The sequence below is a fragment of the Rhizobium sp. YTUHZ045 genome, from assembly GCF_051124255.1.
In the GTDB taxonomy this organism is placed as follows: Bacteria; Pseudomonadota; Alphaproteobacteria; order Rhizobiales; family Rhizobiaceae; genus Rhizobium.
Genome location: NZ_CP101433.1, coordinates 98,879 through 125,105, shown reverse-complemented (window position 1 = coordinate 125,105; position 26,227 = coordinate 98,879). Strand labels below are relative to the sequence as shown.

The window sequence follows — 26,227 nt, the reverse complement described above, 5'->3', positions numbered from 1 at the left end:
AAAGTTTGGAAACCATAACGTGGCGTCAGCGGCGAAGGCAGCTATCACAAGTTATAGGGTGGCAATGATCGGCCACGCTCGTCGAGCAGACGGTAATGGGTGGCGCGTACGACGGCCTGCGTACGATTGCGGGCGCCGAGTTTTTTGGCCGCGGCGTTGAGATGCATGACCACGGTCGGGACGGAACGGCCGATGATGCGCGAGATTTCCTTGGCGGAATAGCCTTCCGCCGAATGGCGCAGGCATTCGCGCTCCCGCTCGGTCAGGCGGATGCTGCCGACGCTTCGAGCCTTGGTGTCGAAAAGCGAATAGGCGGTCTCATGGAAGACGTGGGCAAGCAGGTTGAAGTCAGCGATAGCGCGCAACGCATGCCGTTCGAAATCGCGGTCGCCGCGGAAACGGATGCCGGTGACCGTCGCATAATCGCCTCCCGGCATATGGACCGGCACGGTGACACCGGTCGACATGTCGCGTTCGCGCAGATAGCGCGTCACCGGTGCGGTGTCGTCGCTCATGAAGCGGTTGATCAGCGTGTCGGCATTCGTGTCGTAATTCCAGAAGAACGGCGCGCTGCTGCGCAGCGCCACCTGCTGGACCGGGTCGATGCGGAAATAACCGCGATCGAACCAGTAGTCGTGCATGTCGTCGGCGATGTTCCGGAGCTTCAGCAGCGACGGGAACATGATCGCGCCGTCGAGATCGTAGGGCACCGGCGTATAATCGTAGATCAGCGCCTCGAAGCCCAGCTGCTTCATCGCCTCGAAGGCCTGGTCGATCCGCCCGTCCAGCGTTTCATGCGCTGTAAACTGCCGTCTGATCGTTCCGATATCATCAAGCATGAGCAGTTCCCCGGTTCGGTGTGCGCCCCACCCTATCACTTCTTATAGCTGGCATAGAACGCGATTTCCGGTAAAAAATTAACCATGCCCAAATATTGAGCAAGGGAAATTTCTGCTGGAGCAATCAATGTGGCGTGAAATACAGCCGGACGCGCGATTTGAGATCGATGTCGGTGGCTATCGCGTGGTTGCCTACAGCTTCGGGACCGGCAACGAGACGGTGTTCTGTCTGAACGGCGGTCCGGGTCTGCCCTGTGATTACCTGCGCGAGGCCCACTCCTGCCTGATCGACAAGGGCTACCGCGTCGTCGCCTTCGACCAGCTCGGCACCGGCGCCTCCGACCGGCCGGACGATCTGTCGCTCTGGACGATCGGCCGCTATGTCGAGGAGACCGAAACGGTGCGCAAGGCGCTCGGGCTCGGAAAGGTCCACATGCTTGGCCATTCCTGGGGCGGGTGGCTGGCGATCGACTATGCGCTGACCTATCCCGAAAACCTCAAGACGCTGATTCTCGAGGATACTGTCGCCGACATGCCGCATCTGATCTCGGAATTGGAACGGCTGCGCGCAGCGCTTGGCCCGGAAACGGTGTCGATGATGCAAAAGCACGAGGCGCAGGGCACGTACGATCATCCGGAATATCTCGCCGCCATCACTATCCTCAACTACCGCCATGTCTGCCGCCTGGCCGAATGGCCGGCGCCGATACGCCGATCGCTCGACGACTGGAACATGGCGCCTTATGCGACGATGCAGGGTCCGAACGAGTTTCTTTACATCGGCAACCTCAAGGACTGGAACCGCATCCCGGATCTGCCGCGGCTGACGTTGCCCGTGCTGATCACCACGGGAGAGCATGATGAGCTGACGCCGGCCTGCGCGCTGAGGATGAAGCTGGCGCTGCCAAATGCCGAGCTCCGGGTGTTCGCCAATGCCAGTCACATGCCCTTCTACGAGAACCCAGGGGACTATTATCCGGCGCTTTTCGATTTCCTCGACCGGCACAAGGCAGCCTGATGCAAATGAAAGCGGCTCAAACCGGACGAAGACAGAGGGGCGAGCGCCGTCATGCATCGCTATAAATTCGTTCTGACCCGACCGCTGCAGTTCCTGCCGGTCATTTTCGGCATCAGCGTCATCACCTTCATTCTGGTTCGGCTGATCCCTGGCGATCCCGCACGCAATATCCTCGGCACGCGGGCGACGCCTGAGGCACTTGCCAATATCCGTGCCCAATACGGCCTCGACCAGCCGATGTGGCTGCAATATGTCTATTTTCTCAAGAACCTTGCCAATGGCGAGATGGGCAAATCGATCCTCTACAAGATCGACGTGCTGAAACTGATCGCGACCCGCATCGAGCCGACGCTCGCGCTCGTGGCCGCCAGCGTCATCCTGTCGGTGCTGATCGCGGTACCGATGGCGGCAATCGCCGCGCGCAATGCCGGTCGTGCGCCGGACCATGTGGTGCGCATCGTCTCGACCTTCGGCATCGGCTTTCCACCCTTCTGGCTGGGGCTGATGCTGATCATCCTGTTCAGCGTCGAGCTCGGCCTGCTGCCGGTCTCGGGCTACGGCGTGGCCATCGGCGACAAACTTGCGCATCTTGTGCTGCCGAGCCTGACGGTCGCGCTGTCGCTCTCGACCGTGCTGACGCGCAGCCTGCGGGCGGCAATGATTGAGGCGCTGAAATCGGATGTCGCGACGGCGGCGCGCGCCCGCGGCATGCCCGAAGGCATCGTCTTCTGGCGGCACGTGCTGCCGAACTCGCTGGTGCCGACGATCAATCTGCTCGCCGTCAACATCGGCTGGCTGATCGGAGGCACGGTTGTGGTCGAGAGCGTCTTTGCGCTGCCCGGCATGGGCCAGCTCCTCGTCAGGGCGATCTTCTCGCGCGATTACATGGTGGTGCAGGGTGTCGCCATGGTCTTTGCCTGCGCCACCGTGCTCATCAACTTCGTCGCCGATATCGTCACCGTTGCCGTCGATCCGAGGGTGAAGCTATGAGCATCGAGGCGACATCACCCGCGTCCCTTGGCTCGCGCCGCCTTCGCGGCCGGCGGCCGATGCTTGCCGTCGGCGCCGGTGTGCTGCTGTTCTTCATCCTGCTGGCGCTTACGGCGCCTCTTATCGCGCCCTATGACCCGATCATGCAGAATGCCGAGGTGCGCCTGCAGGCGCCTTCGCTGCTTCACCCCTTCGGCACCGACAATTTCGGCCGTGACATCCTTTCCCGCGTCATCTGGGGTGCGCGCATCGATCTGCAGATGGCGCTGATCGGCGTCGTCTTCCCCTTCGTCATCGGCACGACGGTCGGCACGATCGCCGGCTTCTTCGGCGGGATCGTGGATGCGCTGTTCATGCGTCTGGTCGATATCATTCTTGCCTTTCCCTTTCTCGTGCTGATGCTCTCGATCATCGCCATCCTTGGCCCCGGGCTCGGCAGCTTCTACATCGCCATGGCGCTGGTTGGCTGGGTCTCCTATGCGAGACTGATCCGGGCGCAGATGCTGGTGCTGAAGGGCAGCGATTACGCCGTTGCCGCCGTCAGCCTCGGCTTCAGCCGCAGGCGCATCATGTTCCGGCACTTGCTGCCGAACGCGATTGCCGGCTCGATCGTCTTTTCGATGTCCGATGCGACGCTGGTGCTGCTGAGCGGCGCGGCCGTCAGCTATCTCGGCCTCGGCGTCCAGCCGCCGATCGCCGAATGGGGTGTCATGGTCGCGGAAGGGCAGAGCTTCATCACCACGGCCTGGTGGATCACCCTGTTTCCCGGCCTCTCCATCGTCTGCCTCGCCTTTGGCTTCAGCATGCTCGGCGATGCGCTCGGCGAATTGCTGGGAGTACACGAATGAGCGGCTCCGTACTGTCCGTCCGCGATCTCACAGTCAGGGCGCATCTCGATTCCGGTCCGCGAACGCTCATCGATGCGGTCTCGCTCGACCTCGGCCGCGGTGAGATTCTCGGCCTCGTCGGCGAGAGCGGCTCGGGCAAGAGCCTGTTCTGCCGCTCGCTGGTGCGCCTGCTGCCCTCCTCGCTGCTGAAGATTGAGAGCGGTTCCGTGCTGCTCGAGGGGCGCGATCTCATGCGGGTCGACGATGGCGAGATGCTGAAGGTGCGTGGCGGCGAGATCGGCATGATCTTCCAGAACCCGACCAGCCATCTCGATCCGGTCATGCGGATCGGCGACCAGATCGCCGAGGGCATCCGCTACCATCAGGGCCTCGGCGCCCGCGAGGCTCGCGCAGAAGCGGTGGAGATTCTCACGCAGGTCGGCTTTCCAGAACCCGGCCGTCAGTACGACAGCTATCCGCATGAATTTTCCGGCGGCATGCGCCAGCGGGCGATGATCGGTGTCGCCCTGTCCTGCAACCCGAAGATCCTGATCGCCGACGAGCCGACGACCGCGCTCGACGTCACCATCCAGGCACAGATCCTGCGGCTGCTGATCGACATTCGCGACCGGCGCGGCCTGTCGATCATTCTCATCACCCACGATCTCGGCATCGTCGCCCAGACCTGCGACCGCATCGCCGTGATGCGCGGCGGCAAGCTTGTCGAAGAGGGACCGAAGCGGACGATCCTTGCGCGGCCGCAGCATCCCTACACGATGAACTTGATCGACAGCCACCCCTCCATGTCAGGCGGGACGGCCGCTCCGCAGGCCGAGGCTCGCCAGCCGAGCAGAGCATTGCTCGAAATCGACGATCTCCAAGTCCGCTTCACAGCGGGGGGCAGTTTGCTCCCCGGCAGTGCCAAGACGATCAGCGCCGTTGCCGGCGTCAGCCTGAGGATCATGCCAGGCGAGACTATCGGCATCGTCGGTGAATCCGGCAGCGGCAAGAGTACGCTTGCTCGCGCCGTCCTCGGGCTGACGCCGCTTTCTGCCGGCCACGTCACTTTCGACGGTATCGACCTGGCGCAGCAGCGCAGCGCGGGCCTGGCAAAGCTCAGGCGCGAAACGGCGATGGTGTTCCAGGACCCCTACAATGCACTGAACCCGCGGCTGACAATCGGCCAGATGCTTGCCGAAGTACTGAAGGTTCAGGGGAAGGTCGCCGCCGCCGATATTGCGCCGCGGATCGGCGAGTTGCTCGATCTTGTCGGCCTCGAGCGCGAATTCGCCGAGCGTAAGCCGCGCAGCATGAGCGGCGGCCAGTGCCAGCGCGCCGGCATTGCCCGCGCGCTCGCCGTCGAGCCGAAGCTGATCATCGCCGACGAATGCGTGGCCGCCCTCGACGTCACCATCCAGTCGCAGATCATCGAGCTTTTCCGCCAACTCACCGCGACGATGAACCTCACGCTGATCTTCATCGCCCACGATCTCGCGATCGTGCGCAATCTCTGCGAACGCGTCGTGGTGATGTATCGCGGCGAGATCGTCGAGGAGGGCCGCACCGAGGAGGTCTTCGCGCGGCCGAAGCATGCCTATACCGCGGCGCTGATCGCCGCCATTCCCGACATCGATCCCGACAAGCCGCTGCTGCAAGGCACCGGCCGCTGGAACGAACCGCAATCCATGTCGATCAAACGAATGTCATAACAAAGAAGGGAACGAACTGATGACAAACAGGTGGAAATCAATCGGGCTTGCCGCCATGCTCGCAGGCCTGACGCTGAGTGCGAGCTATGCCGAGGCCGCCGGTGTGCTCACAATCGGACGCCGCGAGGATTCGACGACATTCGATCCGATCAAGACGGCCCAGAACATCGACAACTGGGTGTTCTCGAATGTCTACGATGTGCTGATCCGCGTCGACAAGACAGGCACCAAGCTGGAGCCGGGCCTTGCCGAAAGCTGGACCGCCTCGGATGACGGGCTGACCTATACGCTCAAGATCCGCGACACGAAATTTTCCGACGGTTCGCCTCTGACGGCGGAAGACGCGGCCTACAGCCTGCTGCGCATCCGTGACGACCCTGCCTCGCTCTGGAGCGATTCCTACAAGGTGATCGACACGGCGGTCGCAACCGACGCGCATACGCTGACGATCAAGCTCAAGAACCCGTCCGCGCCTTTCCTCTCGACGCTCGCGCTGCCCAATGCCTCGGTCATTTCCAAGAAGGGCATGGAATCGCTGGGACCCGATGCTTATGGCGAGAAGCCGATCGCATCCGGTGCCTTCGTGGTCGACGAATGGCGGCGCGGCGACCGCGTCATCCTCAAGAAAAACCCGAATTTCTGGGAAGCCGACCGCGTCAAGCTCGACGGCGTCGAGTGGATTTCGGTGCCCGATGACAATACCCGCATGCTGAACGTTCAGGCCGGCGAGCTCGACGCTGCGATTTTCGTGCCCTTCTCCCGCGTGGAAGAGCTGAAGAAGGATCCGAATCTGAATGTCGCCATCGACGCATCGACACGCGAGGACCATCTGCTGATCAATCACGCGCATGGCGCGCTCGGCAAGAAGGAAGTTCGCCAGGCCTTGGACCTTGCGATCGACAAGAAGGCGATCGTCGACACCGTCACCTTCGGCCAGGGCACCGTCGCCAATTCCTACATTCCGAAGGGTGCGCTTTTTTACTACGCCGACAACCTGCAGCGGCCCTATGATCCCGCAAAGGCGAAGGAGCTGCTGGCGGCTGCCGGAGCCTCCGACCTGACGCTGAATTACGTGGTGCGTGCCGGCGACGAGGTCGATGAGCAGACGGCCGTCTTGGTCCAGCAGCAGCTACAGAAGGCCGGCATCACCGCCAATCTACAGAAGGTCGACCCGAGCCAGGAATGGGATATGCTCGTTGCCGGCGACTATGACATCTCAGTTAACTACTGGACCAACGATATTCTCGACCCGGACCAGAAGACCACCTTCGTCCTCGGCCACGATTCCAACAACAACTATTTAACCAATTACAAGAACGAGGCAGTGAAGGAACTGGTCGCCAAGGCGCGTCTCGAGCTCGATCGCGAGAAGCGCGAACAGATGTATGTAAATCTGCAGAAAATGGCCAAGGACGACGTCAACTGGATTGACCTCTATTATAGCCCTTACATCAACGTCTCGCGCAAGAATATCGAGAACTTCCACCAGAACCCGCTCGGCCGCTTCTTTCTGGAAGACACGGTCAAGAACTGAGTTCGTGCAGCATGCAAAGGCTCCGCCGCCTTTAGGGCCGCGGAGCCTCGTTCATTGCCGCGACAAGTGAATGATCGGCTTGCTTATTCGGCTGCCGCGAGCTTGTCCTGCGTTCTGGTTTCGAAGTCGCTGGCGTCGTGACGCTCGTGCAACTGGCTCGACGGGTCGCCGGAGAGGCGGTTGACCATGCGGCCGCGCTGCACGGCGGGCCGGCTGTAGATAGTGTCGGCCCAGCGCAACACGTTCTTATAGTCCTCGACCTGCAGGAATTCGGCCGCCCCGTAGCTCCAGCCCTTCACCAGTCCGCCGTACCATGGCCAGATGGCAATATCGGCGATCGTGTATTGGCTGCCTGCCACATATTCGCTTTCGGCAAGGCGGCGATCGAGCACGTCGAGCTGACGCTTCACTTCCATGGCGAAGCGATCGATCGCATATTCGATCTTGACAGGCGCATAGGCGTAGAAATGGCCGAAGCCGCCGCCGAGATAGGGCGCGCTTCCCATCTGCCAGAACAGCCATGACAGGCATTCGGCGCGCTCACCCGGCTCGGTCGGCAGGAAAGCGCCGAATTTCTCGGCGAGATAGGTGAGGATGGCGCCGGATTCGAAGACGCGGATCGGCTTCGGACCACTGCGGTCCATCAAAGCCGGAATCTTGGAGTTGGGATTGACGGCGACAAAGCCGCTGCCGAACTGGTCTCCCTCGCCGATCTTGATCAGCCAGGCGTCATACTCCGCGCCGCTATGGCCGAGCGCCAACAGCTCCTCGAGCATGATCGTGACCTTCTGGCCGTTCGGCGTGCCGAGCGAATAGAGCTGCAGCGGGTGGCGGCCGATCGGAAGCTCCTTCTCATGTGTCGGTCCCGCTATCGGGCGATTGATATTGGCGAATTGGCCGCCATTCGCCTTGTTCCAGGTCCAGACTTTCGGGGGGATATAGTCGGAGGTACCGCTCATCTTTCAAACTCCTGGCATTGATCGGACAGAGCGCGACGCCTGTTGGGTCGCCGCATTTTTCCTGACATAGCAGAGGTGATGAGGGTTTGTCACAGCTATCGGAATGGTTTCACGCAAACGTCAGAGCTTGGCAAAGTTGCGGAAAACGGCCGGTTCAGGCCGCCCCCTCGCCTTCATGGTTGACCGCCGTCCTGGTGCCGGAGGAAAACATGATCAGGGCAAAGAGCGGTTCGCTGCCGAGCGCGCGCGCCCAGTGCCTGACATTGCGGGGAATGCGGATCGCATCGCCGGCTTCGAGCCGATAAAGGGCATCGCCAAGCTTGTGTTCGCAGCTGCCGGAGACGACGTAGAGAATCTCCTCGCAATCGGGATGCGAGTGCAGCTGGTTGCGCTCGCCGGGATTGATGCGGCAGGTGCCGAAGGTCATCTCGGCGCCGGGTGTGCCGTCGCCGGTGATCTTCCAGTTGAGTTCGCCCCAGGAGGTCGGCATGAATTCGCCGCCGGCTTTCCTGAAAATGATGTCGGTCTCGTTCAAGACTGCGCCTCCGGTCAAAGATAGGAAGTGACGCCGGCATCCGTGCGTCTGTAGAATTCAAAGAGCTTCATGATCTCGCGAGCGATTTCGAGCGTGCCCCTTGATATCTGCGCGCCGGCAAGGATCGCGTCGGTCAGGTGCAGGATTTCGGGCACATAGCCGAGATAGAAGAGGTTGTTGTTATAGAGCTGGCCGAGCGAATGTTCGGGCTCATAGAAAAGCGCCGCATTCTCGTCCGGCTGGATGAAGCTTGCGGCGCGGCCATAGGACGGCAGGTCCGCCTTGCGGAAATAAGTCAATCGGCTGCCGTTCTCGACAATGGCGTTGGCGCCTTCCCCGACGATCTCGACCCGTTCAAAAATGCTGCCGCCCGATTGGCCGGCGGCAAAATGCAGCGTGCCGATCGCGCCGGAGCGGAAGCGCAGGCTGGTGACGCTCGCGCCCGTCAGCGGCTCCCATTCATAGCCCGCGCGCTCGATCTCGCCGCCAAGGAAATTGAGGATCGCGCCCGGATGGTAGATATGGTCGAGGAAACTCTGCATCTCGACGAGATCGGCGCGGTCTTCCGGTCTCGGCAGGCTCTGGGGATAACGGACGTTGATCGAGGTCAGCCTGCCGAAACCGGGCGAGCCGATCAGGTCCTTGAGCTTCTCGATCGTGGGGAAAAAGGTCTTCTTGAGACCGGTCATCACCATGCGTCCGGCCGCCGCACTTGCCGCCTGCAGCCTTTCGATATCCTCGAGACTCGCGGCTGTCGGCTTTTCCATCCAGACGTGGGCGCCCGAGGCAAGTGCGTCGAGCGCAAGGTCGGTCGCCTGCACCCGGCCGTCGGGATGATAGGCGGTGACGAGGAAGACCAGGTCCGGCTTTTCCCGCATGAGCATCTCGCGATGGTCGGTATAGGCTTTGCCGGCGCCGAAGAGTTTGGCGAATTTCGCGGCGCGGCCGATATCGAGATCGCAGATGCCGGCAAGGTCCACGGGCGCATAGCGCAGCGCCGGATAGACATTGCGGTAGGCATGGCCGCCGGCGCCGATGAAGCAGGCCTTGATGCGGTAATCGAATTCGAAATTGTAGCGGATTTCCCGCTGGACGTGGTGCGACATAGTCAGCCCTTGATTGCTCCCTGCGTCAGGCCCTCGGTGAAACGGCGCTGCATCAGGATGTAGAGAAGAATGATCGGCAGGAACGAAATGACCGTTCCCGAAAAGACCAGGCGGTAGTCGGAAGCATAGGTGCTGGCGAAACGCACCAGCCCGAGCGGCAGCGTCTGCACTTCGGGGCTGATCAGCACGATCAGCGGGAGGAAGAAATCGTTCCAGGTGGAGAGAGCGCTGATGATGACGAGCGCTTGGACCGCCGGCGTCGAGATCGGCAGAAAGACCTTGGTGAGGATCTGAAAATGCGAGGCGCCATCGATCTTGGCGGCTTCGATCAGATCGTCCGGCACGCCGATGAAGAAGCTGCGCATCAGGAAAATGCCGAAGGGAATGCCGCTGCTGACCTGCACCAGTACGATACCAGCAAGCGTGTTGACGAGGTTCAGCCCGAAGAGCACCTGGTAGAGCGGGATGACGATCGCCTGGACCGGCACGGTCAGCCCGAGGATGAAGGCGTAGAACAGCCATTCCCGGCCGGGGAATCGGATCTTGGCAAGCGCATAGCCGGCCGGCGCGCAGGTGACGAGCGACAGAAGGACGACGCCGACGACGTTGATAAGGCTGTTGCCGACGAGCTCGCCGAAGCCGCCAATTTGCCAGGCGTCGAGATAATTGCGCCACATCAGGTCGGCGGGCCAGGCAAAGGGATCGGCCTGGCCGATCTCGGCCTCGGTCTTGAAGCTCGATATCAGCAGCCAGACGAAGGGGGCGAGGATCAGGATCAAGACCGGGGTGAGCGCCAGCGCCACCGGCCATTCGCGATTGCGCACACTCATTGGGAAAGCCTCGCGCGCCAGCGGTTGAAGACGAGGGTAATGGCAATCGCAAGCAGGCTGAGCAGGATGCAAAGCACCGCCGCAAGCCCGTGATCCTGGGACTGGAAGGCAAGCCGGTAGATATAGGTCGTGATCAGCTCGCTCTGATAGAATGGCCCGCCATTGGTCATGACGAAGACCGTGGCGAAGCCCTTCAGGCCGTTGATCATTGCCAGCGAGACGACGAAGGTCGTCACCTCGCGAAGCCCCGGCAGCGTTACATAGATCAGCTTCTGGAACGCGTTGGCGCCGTCCACTTCGGCCGCGTCATAGAGCGAGTGGTCGATATTCTGCAGGCCGGCGATGAAGAGCAGCATGTAAAGGCCAAAACCCTGCCACGAGCTTGCGACATTGACGGAGAACAGCACCAGCGCGGGATCGGAAAGCCAGCCCTGCGTGAAGGCGCCGAGCCCGACCCGTGTCAGGGCCGTGTTCAGCAGGCCGAAAAACGGATCGTAGATATTGGCCCAGATGACGCCGACGACGGCGAGCGAAACCAGATGCGGCAGGAAGAAAGCGGTGCGGAAGAAGACCTGCGTGACCTTGAGCCTGCTGACCGCAAGCGCCAGCAGAAGGCCGAGCCCGCCTGCCATCACCACGTGGTAGGCCAGCCAGATGAAGGTATGGCCGAGGCTCTTCCAGACGATCGGATCCTGCGCCGCCTTGGCGTAGTTGTCGACACCGACGAAGCTCGCGGACGTGTTGAAGCCGGCGGAGCTGTTGAAGCTCAGCCAGAAGGTGGCAGCGATCGGCAGCAGCGTGAAGACGGCATAGAGCGCGAGCGCCGGCGCCATCAGCCAGAATGCGGTGCCGGTATCGGGCCAAGCCGAGCCTGCCGTCCGGCGTTTGGACATACGGGCGGGGTTGCCGCCCGTATGCCCCGCCATGGCAGGTGCAGTCCTGAGAGGAGCCACGGCCTTGCTTCCCGGCGTTTCTGGAATGGCCACTATTTCGCCTCTGTCATCTTCGCCTGGATCTGCTTCATGCCGTCCTCGCCGCCGATCTGGCCGGAGATGAGACCCTGGATGACCTGGAAGTAGGTGTCGAGTACGGGGCCGGGCAGATAGACGCTCGGATTGTAGCCGACACCACCGGCGGCAGCCGCGAAGATGTCTTTGAGAACAGGGGTCGGTGATTCTACGCCGGGGATTTCGCGCGGATAGATCATCGTGCTTGCCGGATCCTGCGCCCGTTTCTTCATCACCGCATCCGACAGCATGAAGTCGATCCACTTCATCGCAAGCTCCGGCTGTTTTGAGTTAACAGGCACCAGCCAGCTCCAGCCGACGCCGCCGGTCGGTATCGCCGCCCCCTTGATGTCGGAAGGCATGGGCGCATAACCGGCGTTGGCGAGGTCATAGCCGGCCTTACGGGCATTGGCGGTGAACCAGGGGCCGGCAACGAACATGGCGGCGCGCTTGTTGAACCAGAGGCGCGAGGCGCCGTCGAGGTCGAGACCCGCCATTTCCTTTTTGATGTAGCCCGCCTCGACTAGCTTCTGCAGCCGGACGGCGCCGGCGGCGACCAAAGGATCATCGAAGGCGATCTCGCGGCGCAGCGCCTTGCCGATCACGTCCTTGCCGCTCGCCGATTGCAGCAGATTGCCGAAGAGATGGCCGGCGCTGCCCGGCGTGCGCGGACCGATGGCGATCGGCTGCAGGCCGCTTTGCTCGATCGACTTCATTAGCGTTTCGAACTCGGCCCAGGTCGCCGGGATCTTCCAGCCCGCCTGCTCGAAAAGATCCTTGTGGTACCAGATGCCGAGAGCGTCGAGCCCATCGGGAACTTCGTAGATTTCGCCGCCGAACTGGCCCTTCAGTTCGGTGTAGAGCCACGGATAGATCTCGTCCTTCCAGCCGCGCTTTTCATATTGTTCGGTGAGCGGCATGACCTGCTTGGCGTTCTTGACGACGCTGATGCGTCCGATGCCCGAATTGGTGAGGATTACATCGGGGCCGGCATCCGACTGGATCGCCGCCTGCACCGCGCCGTTGCTGATCGTGCCGGTCGGCGGCATGAATTCGACGGTTACACCGGGATTGGCCTTTTCGAAATCGGCCTTGATGCCGTTCCACAACTGGGCGACCAGTGGTTCGGTGATCTGTTCCGGACCCCACATCTTCAGGGTCTCGGAATGCGCCGGCGAACTTGCGGCGATCATCGCTGCCAGTGCCGTTCCGCGGGCAAGAAATTTCAGCATTGTTCCCTCCTCCGGGCCGCTCCTCGGCCACGTTTTTCGCTTGTTGAGAGGAGACCTCCCTCTCCTTCATTCATCCGTCAAATCGCCGTTTTTCCTTCTGAAAGCGTGCCATGACGGCCTGCTGGACGTCGCTGATATGCGCGTGCATCAGCGCCTTGGCGCGGGTTATGTCGCGCGACCGGAAAGCCTGCAGGATCTGATCGCGCTCCTCGGCTGCCCGCTCGGCGAGATCGCGGCTCTCATTGGCGATCGAGCGGCAGATCTGGATTTGCAGCGCGAGCCGTGCCAAGGTTTCGACCAACGGGGCGCTTCCCGAAAGCTCGGCAATCGTCTCGTGGAATTCCTTGTCGCGGATGCCGTAGGTCGCCATGTCGCCGCGGCGCAGCGCCGCCACTGCCTCATCCAGAATACGTTCGAAGCCGGCGATATGCCGGTCGCTCATCTGCGGAACGGCGAGCTCGACGGCAAAACACTCGAGCGTCTTGCGCAGCTCGTAGAGGTCGTCGATCTCCTTGGGCGTGAAGCTGCGTACGAAGAAGCCGCGATAAGGCTTGATCTCGATCAGCCCTTCCTTGGCAAGCGTGCCGATCGCTTCGCGGAATGGCGTGCGGCTGACCTGCAGGCGTTCCGTCAGTTCCTTTTCGTCGATGGAGACGCCGCTCGGCAGTTCGCCGGAAACGATCAGCCGAACGATTTCCTCGTAGATCCGCTCTCGAAGGGTCAGGTGGCGCGGTGCGTTCATGGTCTCCACTTCCGTCTGGCATTCGTGATTTAAGTATGCAATATACGCAATAATATACAATATGGAAAATACACAACGGGGAATTTCGTTGGAAGATCAGCGGGAGCTGGACCAAAAAGGGGAGGAAAACCAATGGGAAAGGTCTATATCGTCGGCACCTCAGACACCAAGGGCGCTGAACTGAACTACGCCAGGGAGGTGGTTCTTTCAGCCGGAACCGAGGCCGTTCTGATTGATGTCGGCACGCTTGGTGAGGGTGCGGGCGCCGATATTCCAGCGCGCGACGTCGCGGCATTTCATCCGGATGGTGCTGCGGCCGTGCTCGGGCAGACTGACCGGGGAACGGCGGTGTCGGCCATGGCCAAGGCGCTGACGGGTTTCCTGAAATCACGCAACGATATCGGCGCTGTGCTCGGCCTCGGCGGTACCGGCAATACTGCGCTGGTGACCGAGGCGATGCGGGCGCTTCCGATCGGCCTGCCGAAACTGATGGTCTCGACGGTGGCCTCAGGCAATGTGGCGCCCTATGTCGGCCCGAATGATCTGACCATGATGTATTCGGTCGTCGACATCGCCGGTCTGAATGCGATTTCACGCAGAGTGATCGGGAATGCGGCCAATGCCGCGGCCGGCATGGCCCACAACCCCGTTCCCGCCTCCACGGATGATCGACCGGGCATCGGCATGACCATGTTCGGCGTCACCACGCCTTGCGTGACCCAGGTCCGCGAGATGCTCGGCAAGACCCATGAAGTCTACGTCTTCCATGCGACCGGCGTCGGTGGCCAATCGATGGAGAAGCTCGCCGAATCAGGTCTGCTGCAGGGCGTGATCGACGTGACGACGACCGAGGTTCCCGATCTCCTTGTCGGCGGCGTCTTTCCCGCGACCGAGGATCGCTTCGGCGCAATCATCCGCACCGGCCTGCCCTATGTCGGCTCGGTCGGCGCCGTCGACATGGTGAATTTCGGCGCTCGGGAAACGGTGCCGGCGGGTTTCCGCGACCGCAGGCTTCACGTCCATAATGCGCAGGTGACCCTGATGCGCACCACGCCGGAGGAAAACGGCAGGATCGGCGCTTTCATCGTCGAACGGCTCAACCGCATGCAGGGCCCGGTCCGCTTCCTGCTGCCGCTTCAGGGCGTTTCGGCAATCGATGCCGTCGGTCAGCCGTTCCACGATCCGGAAGCCGACGCCGCGCTGTTTTCCGCCATCCGGACCGGGTGGCGCGACGCGCCAAACAGACGCCTCGTCGAGATAGATGCCCATATCAACAGTCCGGAATTTGCCGCGGCACTCGTCGCCAGCTTCCACGACATCCCTGCCTGAGGAGAGAGTTTTGTCCCGTATCGATAGAAACGACATTCTGAACAAGCTTCGCCGCAAGATCGCCGAGGGCCGGCCGATCATCGGCGGCGGCGCCGGCACGGGCCTTTCGGCCAAGAGCGAGGAGGCCGGCGGCATCGACCTGATCGTGATCTATAATTCCGGCCGTTATCGCATGGCCGGGCGTGGCTCGCTGGCCGGCCTTTTGGCCTACGGCAATGCCAACGAAATCGTCAAAGAAATGGGCCGCGAGGTGCTGCCGGTCGTGCGCCACACGCCGGTGCTTGCCGGCGTCAATGGCACCGATCCGTTCATGCTGCCCGATCACTTCCTCGACGAATTGAAGGCTATGGGCTTTGCCGGCATCCAGAATTTTCCGACGGTCGGGCTGATCGACGGAACGTTCCGCGCCAATCTCGAAGAGACCGGCATGGGCTTTGAGCTGGAAATCGACATCGTCGCCCGTGCGCACGCTAAGGATATGCTGACGACACCCTATGTCTTCAGCAGCGATGACGCCGCCGCCATGACCAAGGCCGGTGCCGATATCGTCGTCTGCCACCTCGGCCTGACCACGGGAGGCGCGATCGGCGCCGAAACGGCGCTGACGCTCGACGGATGCGTGGAGAAAATCAACGCATGGTCTGATGCCGCGAGGTCGGTACGCGACGACGTCATCGTGCTCTGCCATGGCGGCCCGATCGCCATGCCCGCGGATGCGGCCTACGTGCTGGCCCGTTGCAAGGGATGCAACGGTTTCTACGGCGCAAGTTCGATGGAGCGGCTGCCGACCGAGGTCGCCATCCGCGCGCAGGTCGAGGACTTCGCAAAGCTTTAGGCGGCTCGGTACGGGTTGCCGGCAGCGGCGATGAGCTATGGCATGACCATTGCGCCGGATGCTCGGTGGGAGCAAAGGATCTCGTCCAGCTGCGCGATGAGGGCGCGGCTGCCTTCCACATCCTCTGCCAGCCTGGAGAAGACATCCGCCATGGCTTGGAAGATGGCTGCTGCCGGATCGCCCGCACCGAGGAAATCGGCGATCTCCTGCATTTCGGCAACCCAACGATAGGCCTTCGGATACATGTCAGGAATGGATTTCGACAGCTTGCGGTCGAAGTCGGGCAGGCTTTCGGCGAGTTCGACCTTCAGGCTTTCGGCAGCGCCCGAGCGGGAAGCGGCGAGAAGCATCGCGGCGCCGAGGCCGATAAATCCCTTGTTGATGCCGGCATAACACATCTTCAGTGCTGAAGCTGCACCAAGCGGTCCATCGAGACGGCGGACCTGCAAGCCGTAATCTTCGAGCAGTCTGCTGTGCTCTGCGCTGTCGCCGCTGACATAGATACTCGGACCTGATTTTCCGGCCACCGGCGGTCCTCCAATGATGGCGCCGTCCAGCACCGCCACGCCGCTGCCATCGAAACGGGCCGCAAGCACCTGCATCGTCTTCGGTGCAATGGCATTGAGGTCGATGAAGGGCGGCACCGGCGTCTTAGCTGATATGTCCGCGATCAGTTCGGCGACCTTGATTGCTTCGGCCGGCGGAACGATCGACAGGATCAGCTCGGCCTTGGCCAGCTCAAGGCGGCTTACCGGCACCATGCCGGCCGCCTTGGCTCGCGCGATCGTCTGCTCGCTCCGCCCTTCGAGACAGGTCAGCACCGTTGCGCCGTGGTCGATCAACCGTTTGGCGACAGCGCTTCCCATCGCGCCCGCTCCGATAATAGCAAAGTTCGGCATGTGGAACCTCGACGGTTTGACGGCGTCGCATGAGAGCTATCGCCGATCCGGTCGCCGTCAACTGCGACAATGCGGCAGAATTCGTGTCCTGAACCGCGATCATCCATTGCCGCCCTCTTTCGATCGTCCGAGAGCGCGGCTTGACTTTAGTCAACGCAGGCGCTGTCGATAGCGCTATGATGACGGAAATGACTCGCCTCGAGGATATTGATCTCAATGTATCGCACCATCATCTGCGGCATCGGCATGGGCTCCAGACAGACGGCAAACCGCCTGCTGCGCCGGGCTGCGGCGCTGGTGGACGAAGGCGGAACCATTGTCGTCGTGCACGTCATTGAGAATATCCCGCACCGCCACCTGACCGACATTCCCGAAGAGTTCGAGACGGCTGCCATCGTCGATGCCGAGCGGAAACTTGCGTCACTGTGCAAGGATCTGGACATCCCGGCGATGATCGAGGTTCGCATCGGCCTTGCCGCCGCGCTGCTGGTATCGGCCGCTAGGGAGAGAGCTGCCGATCTCATCCTTCTGTCATCCCACGTGCCCGATATCACCGACTATGTCTTCTCCTCGATCGTCGAGAAGGTGGTGCGCCATGCCGCGTGCTCTGTTCTTATCGACCGGCGCCTGGACCATGCCGGTGAGGATGCTGCGGCTCAAGCAGAAAACGTCGCTTTGCTCTGATCCTGGCGAGCTTCCGCCGAACATGACACGGCCGGCTTTTGACGCTTGCGGGCATCCCCTCCCCGGCGGCGGCCTGGCAACCTATATCAATCCCAACCCAACCAGCAGTATTCACTGCCCGACCGGAGATATACATGAGCCAGGATCCCTATGAGCTTCTGGGCGTGAAGCGGGATGCGACGCAAAAGGATATTCAGAGCGCGTTCCGCAAGCTCGCCAAGAAACTTCACCCCGACCTGAACCCCGGCGACAAACACGCCGAGGACAGGTTCAAGGAAATTTCGACCGCCTACGAGATTTTGAGCGATGAGGAAAAGCGCGGCCGCTTCGACCGCGGCGAGATCGATATGACAGGCGCCGAGCGGGCGCAGCGCAACTATTATCGCGACTATGCCTCGGCCGGCGGCGCCGATAATCCCTATCGCAACAGCGCCGGCTTTGCCGACTTCGGCGATGCCGATGACATTTTTGCGAGCTTCTTTTCGCGCCGTACCGGCGGCGGCCGGGCGCGCAGCCAGGGCCAGGACCGGCGCTTCTCCATGGAGGTCGATTTTCTCGAGGCCATCAACGGCACCAGAACCGAGGTCAAGCTCCCCGATGGCCCCGCGCTCGAGGTCGGGATCCCGCCGGGAACGCGCGACGGCCAGACTTTGCGGTTGCGCGGCAAGGGTGAACCGGGCATTGGCGGCGGGCCGGCGGGCGATGCGCTCATCGAAATTCATGTGCGCCCGCACCGTTTCTTCACGCGCGACGGCGACGACATCCGCCTCGAGCTGCCGATTTCGCTCAGCGAAGCGGTGCTCGGCGGCAAGCTTCGCGTCCCCACGCCTTCCGGCCCAGTCAATCTGACGCTGCCGCCTCATTCGAACACCGGGAAAGTCCTGCGCCTGAAGGGCAAGGGCGTTCCGAAACGCGGCGGCGGGCATGGCGACATCTACGTCACCTTGAAGATCGTGTTGCCCGACCAACCTGACGAACGGCTGCCGTCCCTGGTGAAGGAGTGGGCGGCGGCGCATCCATACGATCCGAGGAAGAACATGGAGGCCTGATCATGGATGATCATGAGTTCCGTCTTTACTTGAAAATCGATGTGGTCCAGCTCGATTTCTGGATCGAACAGGGTTGGCTGATCCCGGAGACCTCAGGCGAAAAGCGACAGTTTCGCGATGCCGATGTCGCCCGCGCCCGGTTAATTCTGGATCTCATGGGCAATATGGGCGTCAACGAAGCCGGCGTCGATGTCGTCATGGATCTAGTCGATCAGCTTCATGGAATCAGGGGAACAATGAGTCAGCTGATGACCGCCATCTCCAGGCAGGAACGCGATGTCCAGCGGCGGTTGTTAGAATGTCTTGAGGATCTCGAACAGTTTTGACGAGGCCGCAGCTCGTGTCTATGTCGTGAACCAGTAGCGGACGATGTGGAAGAACAGCGGCGCGGCAAAGGTGATGGAGTCGAGACGATCGAGCACCCCGCCATGGCCCTCGATCACATAACCCCAGTCCTTGGCGTTGAGATCGCGCTTGATGGCCGAGAGCACGAAGCCGCCGAAGAAGCCCGCGACGACGATGACGGAGCTGACGGCTGCGGCCTGCAGAGGCGAGAACGGCGTCAGGCGATAGAGCAGCGTTCCCACCAGGATGGCCGATGCGCCGCCACCGAAGAGGCCTTCAAGCGTCTTCGATGGGCTGATGTTCGGCGAGAAGCGGTGTTTCCCCAGGAGCTTTCCCCAGACATACTGGAAGACGTCGCTGAGCTGCACCACGATGACGAGATAGACGAGCAGCAGGGCGGGCGGCGTGCCGGTCTCCAGCATCAGGAGCGCGGGGGCATGGCTGATCGAATAGACCGTCAGCATCAATCCCCATTGCACCCTGGCGGTGCGCGCCAGGAATTCGTTCACGTCGCCCGTCAGGGTCGCCACTGCCGGCAGGATTAGGAATGCATAGACCGGGATGAAGATCGAAAAGAGGCCGTACCATAGCGTCCCGAGCAGCACATATTGCACCGGCAGGACGACGAAGAAGGACAGGAACAGCGCCAGGTGATCGCCGCGCCGCGATGGCGTCAACGTCCAGAATTCGCGCAGTGCCATGAAGGACAGGAATGCGAACAGGACGACCACAGCGGTGTCGCCGAGCAGGATCGCACCGCCGAATATCGCGACCATGATCCACCATGAGCGAATGCGGGCATTGAGGTTATGCACGGTGGCGACGGATCCGGGCTCGGTCGCGCGCCGCTGAAGGATGAAACCAATAGCGGAGGCGACGGCCAGCAGGCCGAGGATTGCGGCAAGCACGATGGAGAAAAAGCTGCTCATGCGATGTGCTTTCCGTCCGCTAACTCGATGACTGCTGCACGGGCGCGGGCCAGGAATGCGTCCTTTCCTTCGCCCGGTTCGACGCGCAGCGGCTTGCCGAAGCGGGCCGTGCAGGTGATCGGCACGATGAGCCAGCTTCCCTTCGGCAGGATGCGCTGAAGATTGTCGAGATGGATCGGCACGAGATCGACATCGGGGAACCGGCAGGCAAGGCGATAGATGCCGCTGCGGAAAGGGGCGATCTCATCGTTGGCGCTTCTCGTTCCTTCCGGGAAGATCAGGACCGAGCACCCCTCCTCGAGCAGGCGCTCGACCGGCTCCAGCGGGTTGCTGTCGGGCAGAGGCTTGCGGTCTATCAGGACGGCGCGCAGGCCTTTCTCGGCAATGAAACGCCGAAAGGCGCTCGTTCCCCAGTAATCGCGCGCCGCGACCGGGTGGGTCAGCCGTCGCACCGGCCACGGCAGGGCAGCCATGACGGCAACAGTATCGACATGGCTGTTGTGATTGGCGAAATAGATGCGGCGGCGAAGGTCGGGCGTACAGCCCCGCCACTCGCTTCGGGCGCCGACCATGATCCGCACGAACAGCACGAGAAGGCGACGGACGAGGGCGATCGCCCAGGACGACGACCGGCTCGCGATCGGCCGCCGCGAGGCGTCTTCTTCTTCACCCATTTCAATTTCCCCAACCCAACGGTTCTATGCATAGCCTGCCGGAGTTGTCGCGCCAAGCCCTGCAGATCCGGCCCGAGAAGCACGGCGGCACCGGGCATGCAGACCCAGGACGTCTCGTTCATTCAGCCAGGCTGCTGCGGCCGATTAGCCTGATTTTTGAGCCGGTTCACTGCTTGACACGTTTTTAGGCGCTACTATGATTTTTGAACCAGCTGGTAAAAAAAGGGGAACAATCAATGACCAAAGACATGTTGATTTCACGCCGGGCAGTGATCGCGTCGGGCATTGCGCTTGGCGTCAGCGGCTTCGCCCCGCTAGCAAGGGCGGCTGCGCCCCTGAAAGTTGCCGGCATCCATGCGTCGCCGGTTGAAAATGCCTGGAACTCATGCCTGCACAAGGCCCTCCAGGACGCGGCCAAGGACGGAGTCATCGAATATGTCTTCTCCGAAGGCGTCTCAGGCACCGATTATCCCCGCGCCATGCGCGAATATGCTGAACAGGGCAACAAGCTGATTATCGGCGAGGCCTATGCCGTGGAGAAGGAGGCCCGTCAGGTCGCGGCCGACTATCCCGATACCGCTTTCGTGCTTGGTTCGAGCGGCGAGCAAGCCGGCGACAATTTCGGTGTTTTCGGCACCTGGAATCACGACGGCGCCTATCTCGCTGGCATGCTTGCGGGCAAGATGACCAAGTCGAACATCGTCGGTTCGGTCGGCGCCATTCCGATTCCCGAGGTCAACATGCTGATCAACGCCTTCGCCGCCGGCGTCAAGGCGGTCAACCCTGATGCAAAACACCTCGTCGCATTCATCGGCACTTTCTTCGATCCGCCGAAGGCCCGTGAAGCTGGCCTTGCCCAGATCGACGCCGGCGCCGACATCCTGTTCGGCGAACGCATCGGCACGGCCGACGCCGCCAAGGAACGCGGCATCAGGTCGGTCGGCTCGCTGATCGATTATACGCCGCGTTATCCGGATACGGTCTTCGCCAACGCCATGTGGTACTTCCGTCCGATCCTGAATGCCGCGATCGCCGATGTCGCCGCCGGCAAACCGGTGGGCCGGAACTACACGTCCTACGGCCTGATGAAGGAAGGCGGCAGCGATATCGTCTTCGTCAAGGGGGTGGCGCCTGCCGAGGCGGAAGCCGCGATGGAAGCCAAGCGCGCGGAGATCAAGGCCGGCACCTTCGAAGTTCCGAAGATGATGGACGAGCCGAAGTAGTTCGGTCCATGCAGGGCGACGCAACGGAGCTGGCGGCAGCGATCAGGCGCGGCAGCCTGAGCGCTGCGGAAGCGATGCATGCCGCCATCGATATGGCTGCCCGGCAGGAACCGCTCGGCGCGATTGCCTATCTCGATCGTGCCATGGGTCTAGCCTCGGCGCATGCGTGCGACCGGGAGCGGCGGAGCGCGCCGGATCATTTCTCTGCCCGGCCCTTTGCCGGAGTGCCGACCTTGGCGAAGGATCTTGGCGGTCCTTTTCGAGGGCTGCCGGTAACGGCGGGTTCACGCCTGTTGGAAAGAAAGGGCGGCGAAGCCGATTCCGATCTTGCTTTCCGCTTCCGCGACGCCGGCTTCTGCCTGTTCGGCCTGACGACGAGCCCGGAATTCGGTCTATCGCTCGCCAGCGAGCCAGCGACCGGCCCTATCTGTCGCAACCCACTCGATCCGGCCCGCACCGCCGGCGGTTCGTCCGGCGGCGCGGCGGCAGCGGTTGCTGCCGGAATCGTCGCGATCGCCCATGCCACCGACGCCGGCGGCTCAATCCGTGTGCCTGCCGCCTGTTGCGGCCTCGTCGGACTGAAGCCGACCCGCGGCGCCATTCCCGGCGGTCCATCCTTCGGCAACCACCTCGGCGGTATTGCCAGCGAACTGGCGGTCTGTCGCTCGGTGCGGGATACGGCGCTGATTTTCGACCGGTTGAGCGGCAATTCGCGCGGACCCGTTCCGGATCCCGCCCCCACCGATATCGACAACGGCCGTCTGCGGATCGGCCTGCTGACCGATACCGGGCCGACCTATCCGACCGAGGGTAGCCGGCTTGCCGCCGTCGAAGACGCGGCGCGCATGCTGGAGAGCGACGGACACGTCATCGTTCCTTTGGCGTGGGCCGATTTCGAATGGAGCATCGCCGCCAGCGGCCGCGCCTTTGCCGATATCGTTTCCGTCAACCTTTCCGCACTCATCGAGGCAGCGGGTCTTGAGGAAAGCAGGGCCGAGCCTCTCACGCAGGCTTTCGCGGCCCGCGGCCGGGCGCTTTCGGCGTCCATGCTCTGGAACACGCTGAACGATGCCGTTCTGGTGAGCCACGCCCTTTGGGCACTGTTCGACAAGGTCGATTGCATCCTGATGCCGATGCTTGCATCCGCGCCTCTTGCGATAGGCTCCTTTCCGTCCGATCATGCCGACACGAATTTGCATCTCGAACGCATGGCGGCATTTGCGCCGCTTGCCTGTCTGGCCAATATCTCAGGTTTCCCTGCTTTGACGCTCCCTTTCGGACAGGATGAGCACGCCATGCCGCTGCCGGTGCAACTCATAGCGTCGATGGGCCAGGAGCCACGCCTCCTGTCGCTGGCGGCACGCCTGGAGGCCGAGGCGCGATGGCAGCACCGTTTTCCGGTCGCAGGATTAGCGACATGACCGGGCCTGTTCTGGAAATTATCGGTGTCAGCAAACGCTTCGGCGACAATCTCGCCAATGACGATATTTCCATGACGCTCGCGAGGGGCGAGATCGTGGCCCTGCTCGGCGAGAATGGTGCCGGCAAGACGACGCTGATGAGCATCCTTTTCGGCCATTACATGCCGGACGCCGGGCGAATTCTGATCGAGGGCGCGGAGGTGCCGCAGGGAAAGCCACGCGCGGCGATCCGCGCCGGTGTCGGCATGGTGCACCAGCATTTTTCGCTCGCCCCCAATCTGACGGTCCTCGAAAATGTCATGACCGGTACTGAAAAACTGTGGTCCTGGCGGTCGGCAACATCGGCGGCGCGCAAGAAGCTCCTGGCGATTTCCGAACGCTTCGGCCTCACCGTCGATCCGGAAGCCCGCCTTGGCGATCTGTCGGTCGGCGAGCAGCAGCGGGTGGAAATCCTCAAGGCGCTCTACAACGACGCCCGCATCCTGATCCTCGACGAGCCGACGGCGGTGCTGACCAACATCGAGGCCGAGCGACTGTTCACGACGCTCAAGGAGATGGCCCGCCAGGGCCTGTCCTTGATCTTCATTTCGCACAAGCTCGATGAGGTCATGGCGGCGGCCGACCGCATCGTCGTCTTGCGCGGAGGCAAGATGGTCGCCGAACGCAGGGCATCGGACACGAGCAAGGTGGAGCTGGCTGAATTGATGGTCGGACGCCGCGTGACACGCCCCGTTCGCGAACCATCGACACCCGGCGCCGTTGTCCTCGAAGCTGCCGGTGTAACGGTGCGCACGGGCGGGGTCGACCGGCTGAAATCGATCAGCTTGCGGCTGCATCAGGGAGAGGTCCTCGGCATTATCGGCGTTTCCGGCAATGGCCAAGCGGCGCTGGCGCATGTTCTGTCGGGAACGCTGGCGCGCAGCGCCGGCGAGCTCAAGCTGTTCGGGGAAACCATCGGCAATCTCGGCGTCGCCGATGTCGTCGAAGCCGGCATCGGCCGCATTCCCGAGGACCGCAACCACGAGGGTGTGATCGGCGAAATGGCGATCTGGGAAAACGCCGTGCTGGAGCGGATCGCCTCACCGGCCTTTTCGCGCCGTGGTCTCGTCAACCGCAAGGCGGGCATGGCTTTCGCGAGGGAGATCATTGACGGATTCGACGTTCGCGGCGGCAGCCCGGCAATTCGCACCCGGCTGCTTTCCGGCGGCAATATGCAAAAGCTCATTCTCGGGCGCAGCCTGTATCGACGGCCGCGTATCCTGATTGCCGCGCAGCCTGCCCGCGGCCTCGACGAAGGTGCAGTCGCCGCCGTGCACGCACGCCTGCTCGAAGCCCGCCGGCAGGGAACCGCCGTGCTGCTGATCTCGGAGGATCTCGACGAGGTGATCGCACTTGCAGACCGCATACAGGCGATCGTCGGCGGCCGCCTGTCGCCGCCCGTTGATGCCGAAGACGCCGACGCCCGCAGGCTGGGGCTGATGATGGCCGGTGAATGGCAGGAAACTCCAGGGGCCGGCCATGCGATTTGAGCGCCGCGAGCACCGCCCGCTTTCCCTGCTGATATTCACGCCTGTCGTTGCGGTCATCGCAGCGCTGGCTCTCGCGGGCATCCTGATCGCGATTGCCGGCGCGCCCGTTCTCGATGCCTACCGGCGCATCCTGACCGGCGCCTTCGGCTCACGGCTTTCGGCGACCGAAACACTGACGCGGGCAACGCCGCTGATGTTGACCGGGCTTGCGGCCGCCGTCGCCTTTCGGGCGCGGCTATGGAATATCGGCGCCGAGGGCCAGTTCTACCTCGGCGCCATCGCCGTCGCTGCGGCGAGTTCGAAGCTACTTGGCAATCTCCCCGCGCCCATCCTCATCCCGCTGCTGCTGCTGATCGGCGCCGTCGCCGGCATGGTGCTGATCCTGGTTCCGCTGTGGCTCAGGCTGCGCTTTTCCGTCGATGAGGTCGTCACCAGCCTGCTCCTGAACTTCATCGCCGTGCTTTTCGTCTCGATGTTGATCGACGGCGTTCTCAAGGATCCGCTCGCCTTCGGATGGCCGCAATCGCAATCCGTCAGCGATCACGCCATGCTGCCGAAACTGCTCGCCCGATCGCGCCTGCATATCGGCTTTGCGATCGCGATCGCTCTTGCCGTCGTCGTCCATTTCGTCCAGTCCCGCACCGTCTTCGGCATGCAGTCCCGCGCTGCGGGCCTCAATCCGGCCGGTGCGGTCTTCGCAGGCGTGCCCCTCGGCAAAACGCTGGTGAAGGTCGCCTGTCTCTCCGGCGGGCTTGCGGGGCTCGCCGGCGCAATCGAGGTGATGGGCGTCAAGGGTTACGTGACGACCGATCTGTCGCCCGGTTTCGGTTACGCCGGCATCGTCGTCGCCATGCTTGCCAACCTCAATCCGCTCGGCGTCGTCTTCGCCGCGATTTTTACGGCCACCATGTTCGTCGGCGCCGACGGCATGAGCCGTGGCCTCGGCATTCCGACCTATATCGCCGATGTGACGGTGGCGCTGTCGCTGTTGACGATGCTGATCGCGTTGTTCTTCACCCAGTACAGGATCCGGCGATGACGCAATTGTTCGACATTATCGCCTCCGCCGGCCTCTGGGCGGCGATCCTGCGGATCGCCACGCCGCTGATCTTCGGCACGCTCGGCGCCCTGCTGTGCGAACGGGCGGGCGTGCTCAATCTCGGCATCGAAGGCATCATGACCTTTGGGGCGATGATCGGCTGGCTTTCCGTCTATCATGGCGCCGATCTCTGGACCGGCCTGCTGATTGCCGCGATAGCCGGCGGCGTCTTCGGCCTGCTGCATGCGGGGCTGACAGTGACGCTCGGCCTCTCCCAGCATGTCTCCGGCCTCGGCGTCACGCTCTTTGCGTCAAGTTTCAGCTATTATGTCTTCCGGCTGATCGTGCCGCTTGCCAACACTCCGCCGACCATCGCGCCGTTCCAGCCGATCGCCATTCCCGGCCTCTCGACGCTACCGTTTATCGGCCCCGCCTTCTTCACGCAAACCGCGCCGACCTATCTTGCGATGCTGATCGCCCTCTTGATGGCCTACATCATCTTCCGCACGCCCGTCGGGCTTGCGATCCGCATGACCGGCGAGAACCCGCATGCGGCGGAAGCGCAGGGCGTCAACCCGATGAAGGTGCGTTACGGCGCAGTCATTATCGGCAGCGCGCTGATGGGAATGGGCGGTGCTTTCCTGACCTTGTCGGCGTTCAACAGCTTCTTCCCGACCATGGTGCAGGGACGCGGATGGATCTGCATCGCGCTCGTTGTCTTCGCCTCCTGGCGCCCGGGCCGCGCGCTTTTCGGCGCCCTGCTCTTTGCCTTCTTCGATGCCTTTCAGCTTCGGCTGCAGACCGTGCTGAGCGGGCTCGTGCCTTATCAGCTCTTCCTGATGACGCCCTATATCCTCTCCATTGCCGCGCTTGCCGTGATGGCCCGCCGCGCCCGCGTTCCGCAGGCGCTGATGCAGCCCTATCGCCGAGGCGAGCGCTAAAA

Annotated in this window: 26 protein-coding genes; 15 read left to right on the top strand and 11 right to left on the bottom strand. The window is 62.5% G+C overall.

Features of this window, described 5'->3' with window-relative positions; genetic code table 11:
- Positions 1 to 44: 44 nt before the first annotated feature.
- Positions 45 to 839, bottom strand: a complete 795-nt coding sequence (locus tag NMA58_RS22650) for a helix-turn-helix transcriptional regulator (protein ID WP_430957503.1) — start codon at positions 837 to 839, stop codon at positions 45 to 47.
- Positions 840 to 966: 127 nt separating this feature from the next.
- Between NMA58_RS22650 and NMA58_RS22645 the strand changes: the two genes are divergently transcribed.
- Genes NMA58_RS22645 through NMA58_RS22625 form a run of 5 tightly spaced genes read left to right on the top strand, consistent with a single transcriptional unit; the run spans position 967 to position 6,917 of the window.
- Positions 967 to 1,857 (top strand): proline iminopeptidase-family hydrolase, encoded by an 891-nt coding sequence (locus tag NMA58_RS22645; RefSeq protein ID WP_434714003.1) that lies wholly within the window; start codon positions 967 to 969, stop codon positions 1,855 to 1,857.
- 51 nt (positions 1,858 to 1,908) lie between these two features.
- A complete protein-coding gene (locus NMA58_RS22640; protein ID WP_183698246.1) occupies positions 1,909 to 2,847 on the top strand; it encodes an ABC transporter permease in 939 nt (312 codons plus the stop codon).
- Complete coding sequence (locus NMA58_RS22635) at positions 2,844 to 3,695, top strand: ABC transporter permease (RefSeq protein WP_183698247.1); 852 nt, start codon at positions 2,844 to 2,846, stop codon at positions 3,693 to 3,695. Before NMA58_RS22640 ends, NMA58_RS22635 begins: the two co-directional genes overlap by 4 nt.
- On the top strand, positions 3,692 to 5,383 hold the full coding sequence (locus NMA58_RS22630; protein WP_434714002.1) for a dipeptide ABC transporter ATP-binding protein: 1,692 nt from the start codon (positions 3,692 to 3,694) through the stop codon (positions 5,381 to 5,383). The genes NMA58_RS22635 and NMA58_RS22630 overlap by 4 nt, the downstream gene beginning before the upstream one ends.
- 19 nt (positions 5,384 to 5,402) lie before the next feature.
- Positions 5,403 to 6,917 carry an ABC transporter substrate-binding protein gene (locus NMA58_RS22625; protein WP_221156686.1) on the top strand — a complete coding sequence of 505 codons (1,515 nt, stop codon included), beginning with the start codon at positions 5,403 to 5,405 and terminating at the stop codon, positions 6,915 to 6,917.
- Positions 6,918 to 7,000: 83 nt separating this feature from the next.
- Here the strand turns inward: NMA58_RS22625 and yghU are convergent, their stop codons facing one another.
- The 7 genes from yghU to NMA58_RS22590 all read right to left on the bottom strand — a co-directional run bounded on the left by yghU (position 7,001) and on the right by NMA58_RS22590 (position 13,328).
- Positions 7,001 to 7,876, bottom strand: coding sequence for a glutathione-dependent disulfide-bond oxidoreductase (yghU, locus tag NMA58_RS22620; protein WP_097599648.1), 876 nt, complete (start codon positions 7,874 to 7,876; stop codon positions 7,001 to 7,003).
- A 154-nt stretch (positions 7,877 to 8,030) separates the two neighbouring features.
- Positions 8,031 to 8,411, bottom strand: coding sequence for a cupin domain-containing protein (locus tag NMA58_RS22615; protein WP_221112699.1), 381 nt, complete (start codon positions 8,409 to 8,411; stop codon positions 8,031 to 8,033).
- A gap of 14 nt (positions 8,412 to 8,425) precedes the next feature.
- Complete coding sequence (locus NMA58_RS22610; protein ID WP_221156690.1) at positions 8,426 to 9,517, bottom strand: Gfo/Idh/MocA family protein; 1,092 nt, start codon at positions 9,515 to 9,517, stop codon at positions 8,426 to 8,428.
- Positions 9,518 to 9,519: 2 nt separating this feature from the next.
- Positions 9,520 to 10,347 carry a carbohydrate ABC transporter permease gene (locus tag NMA58_RS22605; RefSeq protein WP_430957498.1) on the bottom strand — a complete coding sequence of 276 codons (828 nt, stop codon included), beginning with the start codon at positions 10,345 to 10,347 and terminating at the stop codon, positions 9,520 to 9,522.
- The gene (locus NMA58_RS22600) at positions 10,344 to 11,273 is read right to left on the bottom strand and encodes a carbohydrate ABC transporter permease (protein WP_430957497.1); all 930 of its coding nucleotides are present in this window, start codon (positions 11,271 to 11,273) and stop codon (positions 10,344 to 10,346) included. Before NMA58_RS22600 ends, NMA58_RS22605 begins: the two co-directional genes overlap by 4 nt.
- Before the next feature lie 59 nt (positions 11,274 to 11,332).
- The gene (locus NMA58_RS22595) at positions 11,333 to 12,586 is read right to left on the bottom strand and encodes an extracellular solute-binding protein (protein ID WP_430957496.1); all 1,254 of its coding nucleotides are present in this window, start codon (positions 12,584 to 12,586) and stop codon (positions 11,333 to 11,335) included.
- Positions 12,587 to 12,656: 70 nt separating this feature from the next.
- On the bottom strand, positions 12,657 to 13,328 hold the full coding sequence (locus NMA58_RS22590) for a GntR family transcriptional regulator (protein WP_183698255.1): 672 nt from the start codon (positions 13,326 to 13,328) through the stop codon (positions 12,657 to 12,659).
- Between the two features lie 132 nt (positions 13,329 to 13,460).
- On the opposite strand from NMA58_RS22590, the gene NMA58_RS22585 reads away from it, so the two are divergent.
- A complete protein-coding gene (locus NMA58_RS22585; RefSeq protein WP_434714001.1) occupies positions 13,461 to 14,657 on the top strand; it encodes a Tm-1-like ATP-binding domain-containing protein in 1,197 nt (398 codons plus the stop codon).
- Between the two features lie 10 nt (positions 14,658 to 14,667).
- Positions 14,668 to 15,492, top strand: coding sequence for a phosphoenolpyruvate hydrolase family protein (locus NMA58_RS22580; protein ID WP_434714000.1), 825 nt, complete (start codon positions 14,668 to 14,670; stop codon positions 15,490 to 15,492).
- 35 nt (positions 15,493 to 15,527) lie between these two features.
- Here NMA58_RS22580 and NMA58_RS22575 read toward each other — a convergent pair whose 3' ends face one another.
- A complete protein-coding gene (locus tag NMA58_RS22575) occupies positions 15,528 to 16,391 on the bottom strand; it encodes a DUF1932 domain-containing protein (protein ID WP_434713999.1) in 864 nt (287 codons plus the stop codon).
- Positions 16,392 to 16,607: 216 nt separating this feature from the next.
- Between NMA58_RS22575 and NMA58_RS22570 the strand changes: the two genes are divergently transcribed.
- The 3 genes from NMA58_RS22570 to NMA58_RS22560 all read left to right on the top strand — a co-directional run bounded on the left by NMA58_RS22570 (position 16,608) and on the right by NMA58_RS22560 (position 18,450).
- Positions 16,608 to 17,075: a universal stress protein gene (locus tag NMA58_RS22570; RefSeq protein ID WP_430957493.1), complete on the top strand. Its 468-nt coding sequence runs from the start codon at positions 16,608 to 16,610 to the stop codon at positions 17,073 to 17,075.
- Between the two features lie 134 nt (positions 17,076 to 17,209).
- The gene (locus NMA58_RS22565) at positions 17,210 to 18,124 is read left to right on the top strand and encodes a DnaJ C-terminal domain-containing protein (RefSeq protein WP_430957492.1); all 915 of its coding nucleotides are present in this window, start codon (positions 17,210 to 17,212) and stop codon (positions 18,122 to 18,124) included.
- Between the two features lie 2 nt (positions 18,125 to 18,126).
- Entirely contained in the window at positions 18,127 to 18,450 is a 324-nt protein-coding gene (locus NMA58_RS22560) for a chaperone modulator CbpM (RefSeq protein ID WP_430957491.1), read from the top strand.
- A gap of 18 nt (positions 18,451 to 18,468) precedes the next feature.
- Here the strand turns inward: NMA58_RS22560 and NMA58_RS22555 are convergent, their stop codons facing one another.
- Both NMA58_RS22555 and NMA58_RS22550 read right to left on the bottom strand, forming a co-directional pair.
- On the bottom strand, positions 18,469 to 19,398 hold the full coding sequence (locus NMA58_RS22555) for a phosphatidate cytidylyltransferase (protein ID WP_434713998.1): 930 nt from the start codon (positions 19,396 to 19,398) through the stop codon (positions 18,469 to 18,471).
- Entirely contained in the window at positions 19,395 to 20,072 is a 678-nt protein-coding gene (locus NMA58_RS22550) for a lysophospholipid acyltransferase family protein (protein WP_246721665.1), read from the bottom strand. Before NMA58_RS22550 ends, NMA58_RS22555 begins: the two co-directional genes overlap by 4 nt.
- Positions 20,073 to 20,308: 236 nt before the next feature.
- Here NMA58_RS22550 and NMA58_RS22545 point away from each other — a divergent pair, with 236 nt between their 5' ends.
- Genes NMA58_RS22545 through NMA58_RS22525 form a run of 5 tightly spaced genes read left to right on the top strand, consistent with a single transcriptional unit; the run spans position 20,309 to position 26,225 of the window.
- The gene (locus NMA58_RS22545; protein WP_097599634.1) at positions 20,309 to 21,295 is read left to right on the top strand and encodes a BMP family protein; all 987 of its coding nucleotides are present in this window, start codon (positions 20,309 to 20,311) and stop codon (positions 21,293 to 21,295) included.
- Positions 21,296 to 21,303: 8 nt separating this feature from the next.
- Complete coding sequence (locus NMA58_RS22540; protein ID WP_434713997.1) at positions 21,304 to 22,716, top strand: amidase; 1,413 nt, start codon at positions 21,304 to 21,306, stop codon at positions 22,714 to 22,716.
- Positions 22,713 to 24,245: an ABC transporter ATP-binding protein gene (locus NMA58_RS22535; RefSeq protein ID WP_434713996.1), complete on the top strand. Its 1,533-nt coding sequence runs from the start codon at positions 22,713 to 22,715 to the stop codon at positions 24,243 to 24,245. Before NMA58_RS22540 ends, NMA58_RS22535 begins: the two co-directional genes overlap by 4 nt.
- Positions 24,235 to 25,284, top strand: coding sequence for an ABC transporter permease (locus tag NMA58_RS22530; protein ID WP_085781535.1), 1,050 nt, complete (start codon positions 24,235 to 24,237; stop codon positions 25,282 to 25,284). The genes NMA58_RS22535 and NMA58_RS22530 overlap by 11 nt, the downstream gene beginning before the upstream one ends.
- Positions 25,281 to 26,225: an ABC transporter permease gene (locus NMA58_RS22525; protein ID WP_085781536.1), complete on the top strand. Its 945-nt coding sequence runs from the start codon at positions 25,281 to 25,283 to the stop codon at positions 26,223 to 26,225. The genes NMA58_RS22530 and NMA58_RS22525 overlap by 4 nt, the downstream gene beginning before the upstream one ends.
- The last annotated feature ends 2 nt before the right edge of the window (positions 26,226 to 26,227 follow it).